Genomic DNA, 19,586 nt, shown 5'->3' on the forward strand with positions numbered 1-19,586 from the left:
AACGATATGAAATAGTTTTTTTTGCCTACCTTTGTGCCCGAAATATAAGATGAAAAATAATATGATTAAACCGATTACAAAAAGTATCGATTTGGGTGATGGAAGGACTATTACCCTAGAGACGGGAAAATTGGCGAAACAAGCTGACGGATCAGTAATGTTACGCATGGGTAACACAATGATGTTGGCAACTGTTTGTGCCGCAAAAGATGCAAATCCCGGAGTTGATTTTATGCCACTACAAGTGGAATATAAAGAAAAATTTGCCGCTTACGGTCGTTTTCCGGGCGGATTCCAAAAACGTGAAGGTCGTGCTTCAGACTATGAAATCCTAATATGTCGTCTTGTTGACCGTGCATTGCGCCCGTTGTTCCCGGACGATTATCATGCTGAAGTATTCGTAAATATAATTCTATTCTCGGCAGATGGCGTTGATATGCCAGATGCATTGGCCGGATTGGCAGCATCAGCAGCATTGGCTGTTTCGGATATTCCTTTCCATGGCCCTATCTCGGAAGTACGTGTTGCACGTATCGACGGACAATTCGTTGTTAACCCAACATTCACACAGCTAGAACAAGCTGATATGGACATCATGGTTGGTGCTACAATGGACAACATCATGATGGTTGAAGGTGAAATGAAAGAAGTTTCGGAAGCAGAAATGCTTGAAGCTATCAAAGTGGCACACGAAGCTATCAAAGTTCAATGTCAGGCACAAATGGAATTGATGGAACTTTGCGGAACAACTAAAAAACGCGAATACTGCCACGAAACCAACGACGAAGAACTACGCAAAGATGTTTGGGCTAAATGTTACGACAAAGCATATGCTGTTGCAACATCTTGCAATACAAATAAACACGAACGTGGTGATAACTTCGCTGCTATCGTAGAAGAATATAAAGCAAATCTATCGGAAGAAGAACTTGCTGAAAAAGGCGCACTTATCAGCCGCTACTATCACGATGTAGAAAAAGAAGCAATGCGTCGTTCAATCCTTGACGAAGGTAAACGTCTTGATGGTCGTAAGACAACAGAAATCCGTCCTATCTGGTCTGAAGTTGACTACCTGCCTGGAGCTCACGGATCAGCAGTTTTCACACGTGGTGAAACACAATCATTGACTACAGTAACTTTAGGAACAAAACTTGACGAAAAAATCATCGACGATGTATTGAACAACGGTAAAGAACGTTTCCTACTTCACTATAACTTCCCTCCATTCTCGACAGGTGATGCTCGTCCACAACGTGGCGTAGGTCGTCGCGAAATTGGTCACGGAAACCTTGCACACCGCGCATTGAAACCAATGATTCCTGAAAATTATCCTTATGTTATCCGTGTGGTATCGGATATCCTTGAATCGAACGGATCGTCATCAATGGCTACAGTTTGTGCCGGAACATTGGCGCTAATGGATGCTGGGGTGAAAATCAAAAAACCGGTAACAGGTATCGCAATGGGATTGATCTCTGAGAACAAAGGACAGAACTATGCAGTTCTTTCGGATATCTTGGGAGACGAAGACCACTTGGGTGATATGGACTTCAAAGTGTGTGGAACACGTGACGGTATCACTGCAACTCAGATGGATATTAAAGTAGACGGATTGTCATACGAAATTCTTGAGACTGCTTTGAATCAAGCTCGTGCAGGACGCCTTCACATCATGGACAAAGTACAAGAAACATTGGCTGCTCCACGCGAAGACTTCAAAGATAACGCTCCACGTATCGAAGTTATTATCATTGCTAAAGACTTCATCGGTGCAGTTATCGGCCCTGGAGGTAAAATCATCCAAGGAATACAAGAAGAAACTGGTGCTACTATCACAATCGAAGAAATTGATGGTGCAGGTCGCGTAGAAATATCGGCTACAAACAAACAAGCTATCGACGCAGCTATGGCTCGTGTGAAAGGCATTGTTGCAGTTCCTGAAATCGGAGAAGTTTACCAAGCAAAAGTTCGCTCAATCATGCCTTATGGTGCGTTCTGCGAAATCATGCCAGGAAAAGATGGTTTGCTTCACATTTCTGAAATCTCATGGGAGCGTATCGACGATATAGCTAACGCAGGATTGAAAGAAGGAGATATCATCGAAGTGAAATTGGTTGATATCGATCAAAAGACTGGTAAATTGAAACTTTCTCGTAAAGTTCTTCTACCTCGTCCTCCACGTCCTGAAAGACCAACAAAGAAAGAAGAAGGTTCAGCTGAATAATTAGTTGTACTTATATAATAGAAAAGCCGATTCTCTGTAAAGAGAGTCGGCTTTTTCGTTCGTTTTAGGCAGAATGATATTTTATTAGACTGATTATTCCTCTGGTTCGTAGATAATAGTATGACTTATTAGAGGGTAGATTTGTGTCCAAATACCATCTACTTCAAATTGGTTACCTGTCCCATTATTCTCAACTGTCAAAGTATATTTGCAAATTCGTTTACAATAAGTAATTTCACCTTTCACACGTATTTCAGAATAGGGTTGTACCAATATGCTAATTCCTTTTTGAAGATCTTTAATATAAGGTGTTTTTACAGGGCTTTCACTATATAAAATACTGTTTCCCATCGAATGATTTTCGCCGTCAATTAGTATCGTAGGAGGAATTATGCTTATATTATCTCCTTCTGGGATCCAACTAAAAGCTCCGTAGTCATTGCTTTCGAAGTGCGAAAACTCGACAACATTTTTAAAAATATATCCCGTTGGTTTCGAAACAGGTTCTGATGTGTTATTTGTTAATATTATCTCAGAACAATCTTTGGCACTTGTATATATTTCTCTCTCTTCTTCTATTTCTTCAAATACACAATTAACTAGCCTATACTCAGAACCTCCCTTTTGAATAACGGTTATATAATCACGTTCCTTGTTGCTGTTTATACATATCATGACCCTACGTTCATTAATTGGATCGAAGTTTTCTTTTAAGCTCATTACGAACCCATCTTTACTATCGCGCTTCAGAGTTAGCCAACCTTCAGACGATGTAATTTCTCCATTTCCCTTTAAGGCAAGTGGGTTGTTGTTTTTGTCCAATACAGTTTCGCCAGATGGTAAATATTCTACCGATTCGATATTCCAATCATTGGCTAAAACGGGAATCTTGAGGTCGAATCCACTATAAAACTCGAGTGTTTTATAAGAAGAATCAATCAATTTAACATCATCGTTATTACATGATATAAATCCTAAAACACAAAGCGTCATTAGAGCTAGGTTGCTCAACAAAAGTCTAGTTTTCATGTATTATATTATTTTATTTTACCATGTTTGTATTTGAATATATCTGGTAATTGAGTCTTTATTAGTAATAAAGGTATTAAATATATTTGATATGATCCATATTATATTTTAAAATGCTTCGTCTTAATAGAAATAAAAAAAAAGACCGGGGAACTTGAATCCTCGATCTTCCTTTGTAATATGTTTGTATTACCAAGTTAAGAGTACATTGAAATATTCGGTATCGGGCGATTTCCAAGTATCGAAATCCGAATATGTAACTATGAATGTTACGTAACCTACTTCATATTCACAATCGTAGGTACTAGTCCAAAGCAACTCTTTGCCGCTAAATTCTTCTCCTTTATGAACAACGTAGGGGATTCCGACCTGAACACCATCGGCAGGCTCGATATATGCTAGTTTGATACCTTGCGACATTACATAAGGAGTCAATTCCGGAATAGCTACGGTCGCATAGTAATACGATCCCAATTGAAAAGGTTCTCCTTGTAATCTCCAGTCGGACTGATGGATAACAATTTGTCGTGTAACGATATTAGCTCCTACGCCATCTCTGCCATCTTCACCTTTACAGCTCACTAAGCCGATGATAAGTAATAAATAAAGTGCAATCTTTTTCATAATCCTTAAGTTTTTAGTTTCAATTATATTTTAGTTTGTGTTTGCTTATCTTCTGCTTGAACCTCTGGACGAACTTCTGCTCGATGAACTGGAGCTACTTGATGATGAACTGCTCGATGATGAAGAGCTGTTGTAACTAGAACTTGATGACGAACTCCTACTTGAGTTACGACTTTCGCTTTCCGCTCTTTCTCGTGCTTGGCGTTCTCTGCTTTCTCTTTCGGCTTGTTCTCTAGCTTCACGCTCTTGTCGTTCACGATTTTCTTGCTCAGCTCTTTCCCTAGCTCTGCGTTGTTCTCGTTCCTGAGCTTCACGTTCGGCTTGTTCTTTGGCTTCACGTTCTTGTCTTTCGCGACTTTCTTGTTCTGCTCGCTCCCTAGCTCTGCGTTGTTCTCGTTCCTGAGCTTCGCGTTCGGCTTGTTCTCTAGCTTCACGTTCTTGCCTTTCGCGACTTTCTTGTTCAGCTCTTTCTCTGGCTCTGCGCTGTTCTCGTTCCTGAGCTTCGCGTTCGGCTTTTTCTTTAGCTTCACGTTCGGCTTTTTCTTTAGCTTCACGTTCTTGTTTTTCGCGACTTTCTTGTTCTGCTCTCTCGCGTGCTCTGCGCTGTTCTCGTTCCTGAGCTTCACGTTCGGCTTGTTCTCTAGCTTCACGTTCTTGACGTTCACGACTTTCTTTCTCTGCTCTTTCCTGTGCTTCGCGTTGCTCTCTGTCTCTCAGATTGTTTGTTGTAGTTCTGTCGGTAGACGGAGTCCTATTGCTATCACGTACATTTTCTTTCTCTTCTCTCGAGCTTGTTCCGCGATCCGAAGTTCTGATATTAGAGCCAATACTAGGAGTTGTAGGTCTGGTTCCAGGATTAACTTCGCGATCTGATGTCCTTATATTATCATCGGGTTTACTTGGCCTGACAGTTGGCTTTTCAGGTCTGTTTGGCTCTTTAACCGGAGGTCTTACCGGTCTAGGTTTAGTCGTTCCATAATATGGATATTGAGGGTTATAATAGTAATAATCGTCGTAATATGAATAGTTGTCAAAATAATTATAGTAATAATTATCATAGAAATTGTCTAGATAATAGTTGTTGCTGTAAGGATATTCGGGATAGTGATAATTACTGTAATCGCCATTGTATCCGTCATATTCATAATACGTTTCGTTGTTATCGTAATTATAATCGTACTGATTTGTAATATTGCGATTATTTTCCAGATACTCTCTGTAGGTATCTACGCGATCCTGCGGAATATATTCATCAGTCGTTGCCGGTTCATAATCGTAATCAACAGCTTGATTCTGTTGTTGCGACTTTGAAGTTGTAATGGAAATTGAAGGATTTAGATTCTCAACTACTGTATCTTGCTGAATAATTGTTGCCAACGAGTCAGTAGGTTTGTGCTGTGCTTCAGTAGTCTTTTCTTCATTTGCTTTTGTTCCCTTTTTGTCAATGCAACTGTAGTTGAGTAACATTGCCAAAAATACGAATAGGGGTAGGATTTCTCTTCTCATGGCAATCTATGTGTTAAAGCGATATTGACTGAGTGAAGTTTCATTCGAGTCTTCTATGCCTGGTTAATATTCTCAGACTTTTACTACTCTCTTTGTAGTTCCTTTAGCCTTATGACTGCACCGAATTGAAAAGGTTTAATCGAGTTGAAACAAAAAAGATGACCGATATTTTCGATCATCTTTTACTATTCTGAATATGAAACTGATAAGACAGTTTAGATATTTAGTTCTTTTCTGATTTGCTCTATTTTTTGTTGAGCAGCTTTTTCAACAGCTTCGTATTGCTCGCGAGAAGCTAGTTTGCTGTGTACTTCCAAGTAGAATTTAATCTTAGGCTCAGTTCCCGATGGACGGATCGAAACCTTCGTATTATCTTCTGTAAAGTATTGAAGCACATTCGATGTAGTAGGCATCTTCAAAGTATAAGTCTCGTTGATAGCCAGATCTTTAGCTTCAAGTTTAGCGAAGTCTTTGATCAGCACAACTTTTGATCCTGCTATTTCCTTAACCGGATTTTCGCGGAAGTTTTTCATCATAGCTTCAATTTCTTCAGCACCGGTACGGCCTTCGCGAACTACTGAAATACCTTCTTCTTTCGAATATCCGTATTCAACATAGATGTCTATCAATAGATCGTATAGCGATTTACCTTGATCTTTAGCCCAAGCAGTCATTTCTCCGAACAACATTGCTGCAGATACCGAGTCTTTGTCGCGAACGAAATCTTCGGCCAAGAAGCCGTAGCTTTCTTCACCTCCACCAATGTATTGGCGTTTGCCTTCAAGTTGGCGCATTACAGATGCAATCCATTTGAATCCGGTATAGCATTCGAACATTTCAACTCCGTTTTTCTTCGAAATTGTTTCTGTCAATACACTCGAAACGATTGTACGAACTGTATAATCGGTTGGTTTAAGTATTCCAAGCTCTTTACGGCGAATTATCAGATAATAAATAAGCATCAGCATTATCTGGTTACCATTCAATAGGATAAGTTCTCCTTTGTCGTTGCGGATACCTGCACCGAAGCGGTCAGCATCCGGGTCGGTTGCAAATACCAATTCGGCATTTGTTTCCATACCTTTAGCAAGTGCCATTGCCATAGCTGCCGGCTCTTCAGGGTTTGGAGATTTGACAGTTGGGAAATCACCGCTGATAACAGCTTGTTCAGGAACCAGAATTACGTTTGTAAATCCAGTTACTTCCAAAGCTTTAGGTATGATTGTGATACCTGTTCCGTGAAGCGGAGTATAAACAATCGGAATATTGTGATGTCTCTTGATGCTGTCTTTCGACAATAGAACTGTTTGTAGTTGCTCGATGAATGCATTGTCAATTTCTTCGCCGATCGATTCAATCAACGATTTGTTTGCTTCGAATTTGATCTTGTCAACCGATACGCGATTTACTTCGGCAATGATATTTTTATCGTGCGGAGGAGTTACCTGCGCACCGTCTTCCCAATATACTTTATATCCGTTATATTTCGGAGGGTTGTGAGATGCTGTGATCATTACACCACTTTGACATCCTAATTTGCGGATTGCAAAAGAAATTTCAGGAGTAGGGCGTAGTGCTTCGAAAACATAAGCTTTGATGCCGTTTGCCGAGAAAATGCCAGCTACTATTTGAGAAAATTCTTGGCTGAAATGACGACAGTCGTAGCCAATAACAACTTTTATTTGATCCAGATGCGAAAATTCTTGCAGAAGATAATTTGCTAATCCTTGAGTTGCAGCTCCAACAGTATATTTGTTCATACGATTGCATCCTGCTCCCATCACACCTCTCAGACCACCAGTTCCGAATTCGAGGTCTTTGTAGAATGCGTCGATAAGTGGATTCTTATCTTCGTCGTTTAACAAGGCACGCACTGCATTTTGCGTTTCAGAATCGTATTGATCCGATAGCCAAGTGTTTGCTTTCTCTGTTACCTGAAGCAACAAATCTTTATTTTCCATGCTGTTATTTTTTACTTTTATATATGTGATTTATACTAGCAAATATAATAAAATATATCCTTTTATGTCCTACTGAAAGATATTAATTGCTTGTAAGAGCATATTGTATCTGATCGGGTAAGAATTTGAAGATCGATTCGTCGACTCCTAATTCTATCAAAGTGCCTTTGTCGGCCATTAGTATCTCGATAAACTGATCGAATTCAGTTTCTTCGTTTATCGCTTTTTTGTAGTATTCTACTGCTTGTTTTTTGTTACCGATGCATAGCTCGGTATGTCCGGCATTCAGATAATCGTGGATAGAAGGTTTGTCTGCCAGAATGATCTGATAGTATTTCTGCGATAGCTCGAATTTATGCTGCAATAAAGCTGTCCAGGCAATTGGTCGCCATGCTTTTTTTGCATTCTTACTGTCAGTTAGCTCTACTTTGAAATAGCTGTTCAGAGCTTTATCGTAATCTTTCAATTCCAGATAGCAGTGCCCGATATTAAGTTCGAGGCTCATATTGTCGGGTGTGATATTCAGTGCTTTCTGATAAAAATCGATCGCTTTCTGTGGTTGTTTCATCGTGCGATATATATTGGCTATACGACGGAGTATCCACGAATTGTTTGGTGTCAGAAGATCGGCATGCAGATAAGCTTCCAATGCTCCGTCCATATCTTCGAGCATTTGTTTACAATAACCTATCTTTTGCCAGATATTGTCTTCGCCAATATGTTTTATCTCTTCGAAAATAGATAGAGCTTCGGTCAAATAATTCTTGTCGAAACAATATAAAGCAATCTGTCTCAGACTTTCATAATCTGAAATAAGTGGTTTCAACGATTCTTTTTCGTGGAAATTAAGTTTCAACCCGAAAATATCCACAAAACTACTACGATAGCTATTCAGTTTGAAAAAACGGTACAAGTCCTGAATGTAAAGGTTGCTTGCAACTTCTTCGTTCAATTTAGCATTCAATTCGGCTGCTTCGCGTTGCAATTGTTTGAAATCTTCCGATTCGGCGTGCATTTTACCGAGCAGCGATTCGCGATGACTGGCCGGTACTTGTAACAGACTCAAACAGAATGAATATTTGTCCGAATTACACATCTGGTTCGAATCTACTATAGCTGTCTTAAGCAGCGATGCGTTTGCCGTATCGCCAAAGATAGGAGCTAGTTGCGAATACTGAGGATCGAATGGTAAGAACCAGTTCGCCATTTCGGAGAAGAAGGGAAAACTTTTCAGACTTGCGAATGTGGAGTGAAACACATCGGCTCCTTCGAGTTGTAGGTTCGAATATTCTTGCAGCTTGTTTGCCAGTCCCGATTCTTCGAGTTCTTTTTTCCATTCCGGATTTTTATCCGACAGATCGCCATCGCCCATCAACTCGTCCAGATTCAGTTTTTTTCCGGCCAAATTGTTGATCCGCATAATTTCGGGGATAATTTCTTCAGTCATCTTTCGGCTGATCTTTTCGGTTTCGCGCGATCTGATTAGCTGAAGGATGATTTTTAGTATATGTGTCTTGAAATCGGGATCTTCGGAAAGTATAGCTAATTGACTTTGCAATTCGGTATAAAATTGCCATCTGTTGTCATACATCTGCATAGTGATGACCAACCCAACCAACGCACGCGATTTGATCTGTATATTCTCAACACTGGCTGCATGCATCAGAAGCTGTACTTTGCGCGAGTCAAAACGATGTATCAGGCTGAGTGTCGCTGCTGATATTAACAAGCATTTCTCGCGAAGAGGAACATCTTCCGAGTCGATAAACTCTTTATATTCATTCAGTACACTTTCGCTGGTGCGTGGCGATATGAAGATAGTATTGAACATCTCGGTTGCTATACGCTCGCGTTTGATAGCTATTTCGTTTATTTTAGTCTGTTTGTTTTCGCCTTCTTCCAGCAGATCGACTAAAGCGCGTGATTCGCTCAGGTTTTTGAATTGTGCTTGAAAGTCGCTGATTGATATAGGAGTGCGTAATTCGCCTATGCGAACACGTTCGTAATATATATTCGATGATTCTTGTTTCAGCAACTCATCGCTTACATCGTCTGTGATTTCGTATAAAGAACGTAGCAGATTGCTATAAACCATATCGCGTTGGCTATCTTCAACACCTTCGAACATATAATGGAGCATCAGTTTGTAATTTGTCTCCAGTTCGTTTAGTGTTTCCAGAGTTTTCCAGTTTTGCAATGCTGTAGCCAACTTGTTCAGGTTTTTGAATGCCTCGCTTAGCTGCCTTTTTGACAGACAGAGCAATACTGTACGTTTCTTTGTGATTATATCTTTACTATTCATCAATTGTAATTCTTGGTACTTTGTTTATCTGATAGTGCATCAATAAATGTGCCAATCACATATTCCGATTGCAAATCGAGAATAAATGGTCTTTAACAAAGATATAATAATATATAAAAAAATGTACGATTATGATTATGTTTAGCAACCGATCTGTGTGAAAATTAGGTTAAATGCAGTATATTTGATAATAGAATAAAATGAAAACGATATGATACTAACCTCATTGAAATATAGCCGATTTGAAGGCGAACCACGCGAATGGCGGATTGTTGAGAATGGAAATCCAGAAAAAGCGGGACGTATGTTTAGCAATATCAACCTGTTGGTGGGCAAGAATGCTGCAGGGAAAAGCCGCACACTGTCGGCTATCCGCGATATTGCACGATTGCTGTCAGGGCGACTTCTTATAGAGGATACTATCTATCCGACCGAAAGGTACGAGATTACGTTTAAGAATACTAATATACAAGGGCGATACATTCTAGCTTACAAGAAACGCGTAATTACCGAAGAAATATATGAACTGAACGGCGAAGTAATGTTTTGCCGGTCGGAAGGTCATTTTTTCGACAAGGCAGCTCTGGAAGAACAGACCGGTCTGTTGGCAAGATATAAGGTCGATGATGGAGTCTATTTCAGTCAGGCCCTTATTGATTGGGCTGATAATCTGCGCGATTTCCAATTTACTAATCAACGTGAGAAAGATACTTTGGTCAAAGACTGCAATCATCTGGAGAGAGATGCAAAAAATCAGAATAGTCTGAACTCGATTATCTATTATTTCAATAGAGGCTTGGCTCAATTTGGAGACGCGTTTACCGAGGAAATTCTCAAATGCATGAAGCAGATTGGTTACTCGGTGACAGATATACAAATGAATCTGCACAAAAATGGATACGGACTGGATATCGAAGAATACGGCAAGTATAGAATCGATCAGCGCGAGATGTCGCAAGGTATGTTTCGTGCCTTGTCATACTTCATTCAGCTGGTATATGCTTGTATGGAAAATGATTCGATATGTGTTTTGCTTGACGATATAGGCGAAGGTTTGGATTCGGACCGTGCAAAAGATATGTTGGGAATTACAATGCATAAAATAAACGATACGAATATACAGTTCTTTGTGACGACGAATGATCGCGATATAATGAATAAAATTCCGTTGAAATTCTGGACAGTAATCGATCGCAATAATGGAAATGAGTCAATCGTATATAATTATTCGAACTCGAAAGATATATACGAAGATTTTAGATATACAGGATTATGCAACTTCGATTTCTTAGCTTCCGACTTCTATAAGAAGGGATTTTCGGAAGATATAGATGACGAGGAAGAAGACGAAGATTTTGTATAATAATATTCTTACTTATACTAACTATTTATGAGAAGAATAGCATTTTTTGTAGAAGGACAGACCGAGCAAATATTTCTGAATCGTTTGGTTCAGGAAGTACTGGGAGTCGATAATACAAATGTAATACTGAAGCAGTATCGCGGAGGAGCAAACGTTCCGAAACGGGAAATAAATATAACACGCTCGATATCGCTCGATCCTCGTTACGAGGTGCTTATATCGGATTGTGGGTCGGATAATCGTGTCAAATCGGAAATGATGGATCAAACACGATCTCTGAGATCCAGAGGTTATGAAATGCTGGTTGGCTTGCGAGACTTGTATCCCATGTCGCTTGATGAATTGCCACGCTTGGAAAAAGGATTGAAGTTTTTCCCGAAAACATACGAGAAAGATTCAGGGCATCTGGATATGATTGTAGCTATTCGCGAGATAGAAACTTGGTTCATAGCTGAATATACTCACTTCGAGAAAATGGATAAACGTTTGACAAATCAGTTGATACAACGTCGTTTGGGCTTCAATCCATCGACAATCAATCCTGAGATCATAGAGCATCCGGCAAAAACGTTGGATGACATCTACCGCTTGGTGGGTAAAACCTACATCAAAAGAAGATGGCAGGTACAGCGCATTGTACGGAAATTGGATGTCGATTTTTTAGAACGTGAAGTAACTCGTGACTCTAAGTCGTTGAATCGGCTGATAAGTATATTGGAGGACTTTAAAAATCCTGATAAACGTAAATAAGGAAAATAGCTGATGAAAGAAAAGAAAATTGATATATCAGACTTGCGATTCAAAGACACTTCGTTTGCCAGCCTGATGAATCGTCGTATCTATAATGTATTGCTGATTGCAACAAAATACGATTCGTTTATGCTGGAAGAAGACGGACGTATTGACGAACAGATATTTGATGAATATATGTCTCTCAATCTGCGATTTCCTCCACGATTTACGCAGGTGACATCCGAAGAAGAAGCTTTGAAAGAGCTAGCCGAAAATCATTATGGATTGATCATTCAGATGCCAAATATGGATGATGTAAATATATTCGGTTTGGCGAAAAAGACAAAAGCACTTTATCCCAATATCCCCTTTGTTGTACTTACTCCTTTCTCGCGTGAGGTGTCGAAACGCCTTGAGCATGAAGACTTGTCATCTGTAGATTATGTATTCAGTTGGTTGGGCAATTCCGAACTTTTATTGGCAATCATCAAGCTCATCGAAGATTCGATGAATATCGATCAGGATACCCAGAGCGTTGGTGTTCAGGTTATTCTGTTGATTGAAGATTCGGTGCGGTTTTATTCATCGGCATTGCCTACTTTGTATAAAATTGTATTGGAAGAATCGAAAGAATTCAGTAAAGAAGCTTTGAATGAGCACTATCGGATGTTGCGAATGCGTGGCCGACCAAAGATACTACTAGCTCGTAGCTACGAGGAAGCAACAGAAATGTACTCGAAATATGCCAAAAATATTCTGGGTGTGATAACCGATATGAGCTATAAGCAAGAGGGAGTAAAAGAAAAGCTTGCCGGCTATAACTTATCGAAATGGATTAAGAAACAAGATCCTTTCATGCCGATTGTATTCACTTCGTCCGAAGCCGAAAACAGAAAGTATGCCGAAGATTTGGCATGCTGCTTTATCGATAAAAACTCGAAAAGCTTTCCTCTCGATTTGCGTAATCAGATAAAGAATAACTTCGGGTTTGGAGACTTTTCTATTATTGATCCCCATACGGGAGATGAAATATTCAGAATCAGAAGTCTGAAAGATATGCAAAGACGCATCAATGATATTCCGCCCGAATCGCTGGTCTATCATATGCATTATCATCATTTCTCGCGGTTCTTCTATTCGCGTGCTATTTTTCCGATAGCCGAATTATTGCGCAAGATCAACGTTTCGGATTTCAGTAATATCGAAGATGCTCGTCAGGTTATTTACGATGCCATAATCAAGTATCGCAGAATGAAGAATACTGGTGTGGTTGCTGTTTTTCAGAAAGACCGCTTCGACGAATATTCCAACTTTGCACGTATAGGCGAAGGATCGATAGGAGGTAAGGGCAGGAGTCTGGCTTTCATCGATAATCTGGTAAAAATACATGACGAGTTTGAGGATTATGAGAAAATGACAGTCAAAATTCCTCGCACAGTAGTACTTTGTACAGACTTGTTCGACGAGTTTATGGAGTCGAACGATTTGTATAAAATAGCATTGTCCGATTTGTCGGACGATGAAATTCTCGAAGCTTTCCTACGAGGTATCTTACCTGACGATCTGTTGGAAAATCTGCTTGCATTTCTCGAGACAATTAATGCGCCAATTGCTGTCCGATCATCCAGTTTGCTTGAAGATTCGCATTATCAACCTTTTGCCGGAGTGTATTCTACTTATATGATCCCAAATCTGGAGAGTAAATACGATACTTTGCACATGCTGATCGATGCCATAAAGGCTGTTTATGCATCGGTATTTTTTCGCGACAGTAAAACCTATATGATTGCTACGCAGAACCTGATCGATCAGGAAAAAATGGCTATTGTACTGCAAGAAGCTGTAGGTACAGCTTATGGAAGCCATTTCTATCCTACATTTTCGGGTGTTGCACGTTCGTTGAACTTCTATCCGGTTGGTAACGAAAAGCCCGAAGAGGGAGTTGTAAATATGGTTCTTGGCTTGGGGAAATACATTGTAGATGGTGGAATCAGTTTGGCTTTTTCTCCATACCATCCTCAGAATATTATACAGCTTAGTTCGGTGGATTATGCATTGCGCGATACACAACGTTATTTCTATGCTCTGAATTTGAGTAGCTCGTACAATAAGATAACAAAAGACGATGCTTTTAATTTGTTGCAGCTTTCGGTAAAAGATGCCGAAGCCGATGATTCGATCCGTTACATCTCATCAACTTTCATGCCTCAAGATCAGACGATATACGATGGTTATTACGAAGGAGGACGAAAAATAATTTCGTTTGCAAATATTCTTCAGCACGAAATTTTCCCGTTGACCGATATACTGAAAGATATAATGCGTATCACTCAGCAAGAAATGGGACGTGCCGTCGAAATTGAATTTGCTGTAGATATCAAAAGTCGTGAAGAAGCCCATTTCTACCTGCTTCAGGTACGACCAATTGTTCAGAACAAAGAGCTGATGAACGAGGATTTGTCAACTGTCGATCGGACAAATACATTCCTGCATACAAATAATGTATTAGGACATGGAATAGTAGACGATGTGGAAGATATTGTGTATGTCAAATCGGAAACGTTCAATGCTGCAAATAATATCAAACTGGCCGAAGAAATTGATAAACTGAACAGAACATATCTCAACGAAGATAAAGGTTATATCTTGGTCGGTCCTGGCCGATGGGGTAGTAGCGATCATTGGTTAGGTGTTCCGGTACGTTGGTCGCAGATATCGAATGCACGCTTGCTTGTCGAGACGGCTTTGAATAACTATCGGATCGATCCAAGTCAGGGTACACATTTCTTTCAAAACTTGACATCATTTGGGGTAGGATATTTCTTCATCAATCCGTTTGTATCGGATGGTGGTTTCTTCGACGAAGAATATTTGAATTCGCTACCGGCTAGCTACGAGTCAGAGGCTATTCGTGTAGTTAAATTCAATAAACCATCGGTTATCAAGATAAATGGAAAAAGATCCATTGGTCTTGTTCTGAAACCAGTTGATTGATTTATAGGACGTAAATATTGCTTAAAAAATAATAACGGGAAATTTGGCTTTTTGATATTTTATATAGCTTTGCGGCTCAAAATAAAAAAAGAATATATGAAAAGACCCGTTTTATTATTGATTTCAGTAATTATGTTTTCATCAGCAATGTTTTTCTCGTCGTGCGATGATGAAAAAGAAGATAAAGAAAAGCATGATAATGTAGTTGTAAGCCACAATTATAGAGTAGAAGGTCATACACTGAAAGTATCATTGCATAACAAGAATGATGAAGGAGTGACCGTTGAACTTTTCGTCCGTTATAATCGAGGAACAATGAGTGGTGGAGCTTCTCCGCAACTCGGAGAGGTTCACGATAAGTTCAAGATGGACGCCGGGGAGAAAAAGACGAAAGATTATCAGTTGGTAGGAGATATGCCTTCTGGTGTTGTTGTCCAATATCTGGTTAAATAGCTTCGTGAGGAGATGAAAAAAATAGTATTTTTGAAATTCATTACAAACGAATATAAGTACATCTAATTATGTCACATTCATTGCATGTCTCTCAGACCTCGAAAGAGGAAAAGTATACTGAGTTGTTACCTCAAATTGAAAGCTTGCTCTCAGGAGAAACTGATCTTATAGCCAATTTGGCAAATGTTGCAGCTGCATTGAAACAGGTTTTCGGATTTTTCTGGGCGGGTTTCTATCTAGTTAAAGAGGACGAACTTGTATTAGGACCTTTTCAGGGGACGATTGCATGTACCCGTATCAAATTTGGGCGAGGTGTATGTGGTACAGCATGGAAAGAAGCAAAAACAATAGTTGTAGAAGATGTAAATCAATTTCCCGGACATATTGCCTGCGATGCTGCATCGCAATCCGAAATAGTTGTGCCAATCATGAAAGACGGAGCAGTTGTAGCTGTTCTGGATGTTGATAGCGACGAACTAGCTCAATTTGATGATACAGATGCACGTTATCTTGAGAGGATTGTTAAACTTCTCAAGTTCTAAACAGATTTACTTCTATGTGATACAAAAGAAAAGAGATCGATATTAATCGATCTCTTTTTTATTCTTCCATTTCTAATCTGATTAGAAATTCCATTTTTTAGGTTCGAAATAAGATTGTGGGTGAAGACATGCAGGACAAGTCTTAGGAGCTGTTTTACCTGTATGTACGTATCCACAGTTGCGGCATTGCCAGTCGATAGCTTCTTCGCGTCCGAATACTTGGCTGTTTTGAATACGAGCAAGTAATGCTTTGTAGCGATTTTCGTGCATTTCTTCAACTTTAGCAATCAGACGATACATAGTAGCGATTTCTTTGAAACCTTCTGATTCTGCGATTTCTGCGAATTTAGGGTAGTCGATAGCCCACTCTTCGTGTTCGCCAGCTGCAGCAGCGATCAAGTTTTCTTCAGTAGTACCGATCATACCAGCAGGATAAGAAGCAGTGATTTCAACCATACCACCTTCTAAGAATTTGAACATACGTTTTGCGTGTTCTTTTTCTTGATCAGCAGTTTCAAGGAAGATAGCTGCGATTTGTTCGTAACCTTCTTTTTTAGCAACGCTAGCAAAGAATGTATAACGTGTTCTTGCTTGTGATTCACCAGCAAACGAAGTCAATAGACATTTTTCAGTCTGTGTACCTTTAATACTTTTTCCCATGATGATAATTTTATTTGATTTTTTAGTTTGTATCAAAGTTATACAATTTGCTGACAACTTGAAAGTTTTTAGGCTACGATTTCAACGCATCGAAGTGAAAATTTGTTTAATAAAGTGACTGATTATCAGAACTTGATTAGATCATTTCTAAATAAGGACACTTTTTGAATTGTAATAGATTGTATCTCAATGATTGCTAATTGTATCCATTTGTAATCATTATTAAAATCTATTAATAATAGATTTTGTTTATCAGAATGAGTCAGTCTGAGGTAATATTTATTTAGCGTGTTGTAAAAAGAAAATGCCCTACAGCTATTCTGCAGGGCATTGTTCATTATTCCGAGTATGAAATATTATCTTTTTATTCCTTCTCTTTCCAATAATGCGTCTACCGAAGGTTTATGACCTCTGAATTGTATATACAATTTCATCGGATCTTCTGTATCTCCTTTTTCAAGGATATTCTGACGGAAAGATTTTGCTGTTTCCTTGTTGAATATTCCCGTTTCTTTGAAAAGAGAGAATGCATCAGCATCCAATACTTCAGCCCATTTGTAGCCGTAATATCCTGCTGAATAGCCACCCGAGAAGATGTGACCAAATGAAGTTGACATACAAGCTTCGGGAACTATAGGTAATAGAGCTGTACTGCTCATTGCTTTTTGTTCGAATTCTTTCACGTCACCAGTATAAGCACTAGTTATTGTATGCCAAGCCATATCAAGATATCCGAATGAAAGCTGGCGATAGCATAGATATCCTGCATTGAAGTTAGAAGCATCAATTAGTTTCTGTACCAATTCGGCAGGAATAGGCTCGCCCGTTTTGTAGTGAACAGCAAAGCTGTCTAGATATTCTCTTTCTGTTAGCCAGTTTTCCATGATCTGAGATGGTAATTCTACAAAATCGCGAGTTACACTAGTCCCTGATAGAGATTCGTATGTGGCTTTAGCTAACATTCCATGAAGTGCATGTCCAAATTCGTGAAGGAACGTGTTTACTTCGTCGAAAGTAAGCAATGCCGGTTTGTCAGCAGTTGGACGCGTAAAGTTCATTACGATAGTGATGTGCGGACGCGAATCTTTTCCATCTTTGTCGATGTATTGACTTTTGAAGCTGCTCATCCAAGCTCCTTGGCGTTTACCTTCGCGTGGGTGAAAATCAGTGTATAGAATAGATACAAAGTTGTTGTTGTCGTCGTAAACTTCGAAAGCTTCTACTTCAGGGTGATATACTTGGATATCTTTATTCTTGCGGAAAGTAAGCCCATACAATTTAGTTGCCAAGCCGAAGACTCCTTTCTTAGCATTTTCTAGTTCGAAGTATGGACGTACCATTTCGTCGTTTACATTGTATTTCGCACTTTTTAGCTTTTCTGAGTAGTAAGACCAGTCCCAAGGTTGAATCTCGATAGCTTCATTTTCCATACCGATAGCGAAACCTTGAACTTCTTTTACATTTTCGCGAGCAGCCACCGAGTATGCTTTCAGAAGTTCATCAAGTAGTCCGTAAACACCTTCAGCATTCTGAGCCATTTTGTTTTTCAACTGATAGCTAGCGAAATCTTTATAACCTAAAAGATTCGCAATCTCCATACGTGTTTTTGCAATCTCTCTAACAATATCCTGATTGTCGAATTCTCCACCGGCTACACCTTTGGTATTATAGGCACGATAAAGTTTTTCACGTAAGTCGCGACGTGACGAGTGTTGCATAAACGCAATGTAGCTAGGAGCCGAAAGATCGAACATCCAGCCGGTTTTATTCTTCGAAGCAGCTTTTGCTTTAGCAGCATCTATTGCGCTTTGAGGAAGGCCGGCTAAGTCAGCTTCATCAGTAAGCAGCATCTCGAATTTATTGCTTTCTTGCAATGCATTCTGTCCGAAGTCCAAAGTCAATTTGCTTAACTTAGTAGATAACTCTTTGTACTTCTCTTTGTCTTCATTCGAAAGGTTTGCCCCACTGCGTTCGAATCCACTGTATATTTTCTCAACCAAACGAATCTGTTCTGTATTAAGACCAGCATTCAAGCGATTGTCATATACAGTCTTAATTTTTTGGAAAAGCAATTCATTCAGATTGATATCATTGCTGTGTGCTGTAAGAAGCGGTTGAACGCGTTTTGCAATCTCACGCATTTCTTCGTTCGATTCTGCACCATTCAGATTGTAGAAAACTGAAGATACACGGGAAAGCATTTCGCCCGATCTTTCGTATGGCAGAATTGTATTCTCGAAAGTAGGGACTGCTCTGATCATAACGATCTTGTTGATTTCTGCTTTGTGCTTTTCGATAGCTTTTGCAAAAGCCGGTTCGAAATGCTCGTTTTTTATTTTATTGAATGGGTGTGTTCCATGCGGAGTCTTATAGTCCGAAAAGAACGGATTTTGAGCTGTTGCCATTGTCATTGCTACAAAAAATGTAAAAATACTAATTAATGTTTTTCTCATAAATGAAATTATAAATGTATAACTATATAACTATGGTAATATTATATCCATTTCGTGACTTCGTCTACCGAAAGACGTGACGAGTCGTGCCCTTCCTGATTAGCTTTGCCAATTGATAGAATAAGTACAGGCTTATATCTGTTGGTATCCATACCCAATACTTTCGAGATGTTTTCGCGGTCGAAACCTCCGATTGCATTCGTATCGTAACCATATGCTTTAGCCGAGAGCATCAATTGCATGATGACAAAGCCGCAGTCCAAGACTTGCGATTCGGCAAGCCTTTCAGGCGAATATCTTGCACGATAGTCTTTTATCATTGTTGCCATCTTTTCCATATTATCTTCTTCGCGTAGGCCTAACTTCACGTCCGTAGCTAAAATGCTGTCAATCATATCTTGATTTTGCATATCTGCATAGATAACTATCAGTGCTGATGATGTATCGTTTTGTCTCTGATTGAACATCATATAAGGTTTTGTCTTTGCTTTGCCTTCGGGTGTATCAACCACTACGAAACGCCATGGTTGCATGTTGAACGATGAAGGTGCTGTCATAGCATCCTGAATGATGTTGCGCATCTTGTCGCGCTCTATTTTGACAGATGTGTCGTATTCGCGAATTGATCTGCGATCATTCATTACTGCATTTGCCTTATTATGTACTTTTTTTAAATCCATTATTGTTATGTTCCTTATGTTTTGTTTAGAATGTGCAAAGATAGCAAAATATGCATCAAAAGT

General features: G+C 39.4%; 14 protein-coding genes. 6 read left to right on the forward strand and 8 right to left on the reverse strand.

What is annotated here, in order from left to right; all coding sequences use genetic code 11:
- Window positions 1–61: 61 nt before the first annotated feature.
- Window positions 62–2,224, forward strand: coding sequence for a polyribonucleotide nucleotidyltransferase (pnp, locus tag C1A06_RS04900; protein WP_101689350.1), 2,163 nt, complete (start codon window positions 62–64; stop codon window positions 2,222–2,224).
- A 93-nt stretch (window positions 2,225–2,317) separates the two neighbouring features.
- On the opposite strand, the gene C1A06_RS04905 is transcribed toward pnp, so the two are convergent.
- The 5 genes from C1A06_RS04905 to C1A06_RS04925 all read right to left on the reverse strand — a co-directional run bounded on the left by C1A06_RS04905 (window position 2,318) and on the right by C1A06_RS04925 (window position 9,646).
- Window positions 2,318–3,253, reverse strand: a complete 936-nt coding sequence (locus C1A06_RS04905; RefSeq protein WP_145996341.1) for a hypothetical protein — start codon at window positions 3,251–3,253, stop codon at window positions 2,318–2,320.
- Window positions 3,254–3,442: 189 nt separating this feature from the next.
- A complete protein-coding gene (locus C1A06_RS04910) occupies window positions 3,443–3,877 on the reverse strand; it encodes a hypothetical protein (protein ID WP_101689129.1) in 435 nt (144 codons plus the stop codon).
- Window positions 3,878–3,922: 45 nt separating this feature from the next.
- Window positions 3,923–5,383 carry a hypothetical protein gene (locus C1A06_RS04915; RefSeq protein WP_145996342.1) on the reverse strand — a complete coding sequence of 487 codons (1,461 nt, stop codon included), beginning with the start codon at window positions 5,381–5,383 and terminating at the stop codon, window positions 3,923–3,925.
- A gap of 215 nt (window positions 5,384–5,598) precedes the next feature.
- Window positions 5,599–7,344: a phospho-sugar mutase gene (locus C1A06_RS04920; RefSeq protein WP_101689131.1), complete on the reverse strand. Its 1,746-nt coding sequence runs from the start codon at window positions 7,342–7,344 to the stop codon at window positions 5,599–5,601.
- Window positions 7,345–7,426: 82 nt separating this feature from the next.
- A complete protein-coding gene (locus C1A06_RS04925; protein WP_101689132.1) occupies window positions 7,427–9,646 on the reverse strand; it encodes a tetratricopeptide repeat protein in 2,220 nt (739 codons plus the stop codon).
- Window positions 9,647–9,857: 211 nt separating this feature from the next.
- Between C1A06_RS04925 and C1A06_RS04930 the strand changes: the two genes are divergently transcribed.
- The 5 genes from C1A06_RS04930 to msrC all read left to right on the forward strand — a co-directional run bounded on the left by C1A06_RS04930 (window position 9,858) and on the right by msrC (window position 15,730).
- Complete coding sequence (locus C1A06_RS04930; RefSeq protein ID WP_101689133.1) at window positions 9,858–11,009, forward strand: AAA family ATPase; 1,152 nt, start codon at window positions 9,858–9,860, stop codon at window positions 11,007–11,009.
- Window positions 11,010–11,036: 27 nt separating this feature from the next.
- Window positions 11,037–11,759, forward strand: a complete 723-nt coding sequence (locus C1A06_RS04935; RefSeq protein WP_101689134.1) for a DUF4276 family protein — start codon at window positions 11,037–11,039, stop codon at window positions 11,757–11,759.
- Window positions 11,760–11,771: 12 nt separating this feature from the next.
- Complete coding sequence (locus tag C1A06_RS04940) at window positions 11,772–14,735, forward strand: PEP/pyruvate-binding domain-containing protein (protein ID WP_101689135.1); 2,964 nt, start codon at window positions 11,772–11,774, stop codon at window positions 14,733–14,735.
- 96 nt (window positions 14,736–14,831) lie between these two features.
- Window positions 14,832–15,188 carry a hypothetical protein gene (locus C1A06_RS04945; RefSeq protein WP_101689136.1) on the forward strand — a complete coding sequence of 119 codons (357 nt, stop codon included), beginning with the start codon at window positions 14,832–14,834 and terminating at the stop codon, window positions 15,186–15,188.
- Window positions 15,189–15,256: 68 nt separating this feature from the next.
- Window positions 15,257–15,730: a free L-methionine (R)-S-oxide reductase MsrC gene (gene msrC / locus C1A06_RS04950; protein WP_101689137.1), complete on the forward strand. Its 474-nt coding sequence runs from the start codon at window positions 15,257–15,259 to the stop codon at window positions 15,728–15,730.
- Between the two features lie 81 nt (window positions 15,731–15,811).
- Here msrC and rbr read toward each other — a convergent pair whose 3' ends face one another.
- The 3 genes from rbr to C1A06_RS04965 form a co-directional block, all read right to left on the reverse strand.
- Complete coding sequence (rbr, locus tag C1A06_RS04955) at window positions 15,812–16,390, reverse strand: rubrerythrin (protein ID WP_101689138.1); 579 nt, start codon at window positions 16,388–16,390, stop codon at window positions 15,812–15,814.
- A 356-nt stretch (window positions 16,391–16,746) separates the two neighbouring features.
- Window positions 16,747–18,843 carry a M3 family metallopeptidase gene (locus tag C1A06_RS04960; protein ID WP_185116814.1) on the reverse strand — a complete coding sequence of 699 codons (2,097 nt, stop codon included), beginning with the start codon at window positions 18,841–18,843 and terminating at the stop codon, window positions 16,747–16,749.
- A 41-nt stretch (window positions 18,844–18,884) separates the two neighbouring features.
- Window positions 18,885–19,523: a nitroreductase family protein gene (locus C1A06_RS04965; protein WP_101689140.1), complete on the reverse strand. Its 639-nt coding sequence runs from the start codon at window positions 19,521–19,523 to the stop codon at window positions 18,885–18,887.
- Window positions 19,524–19,586 lie beyond the last annotated feature (63 nt).

Source organism: Dysgonomonas massiliensis (genome assembly GCF_900240225.1).
Lineage (GTDB): Bacteria > Bacteroidota > Bacteroidia > Bacteroidales > Dysgonomonadaceae > Dysgonomonas > Dysgonomonas massiliensis.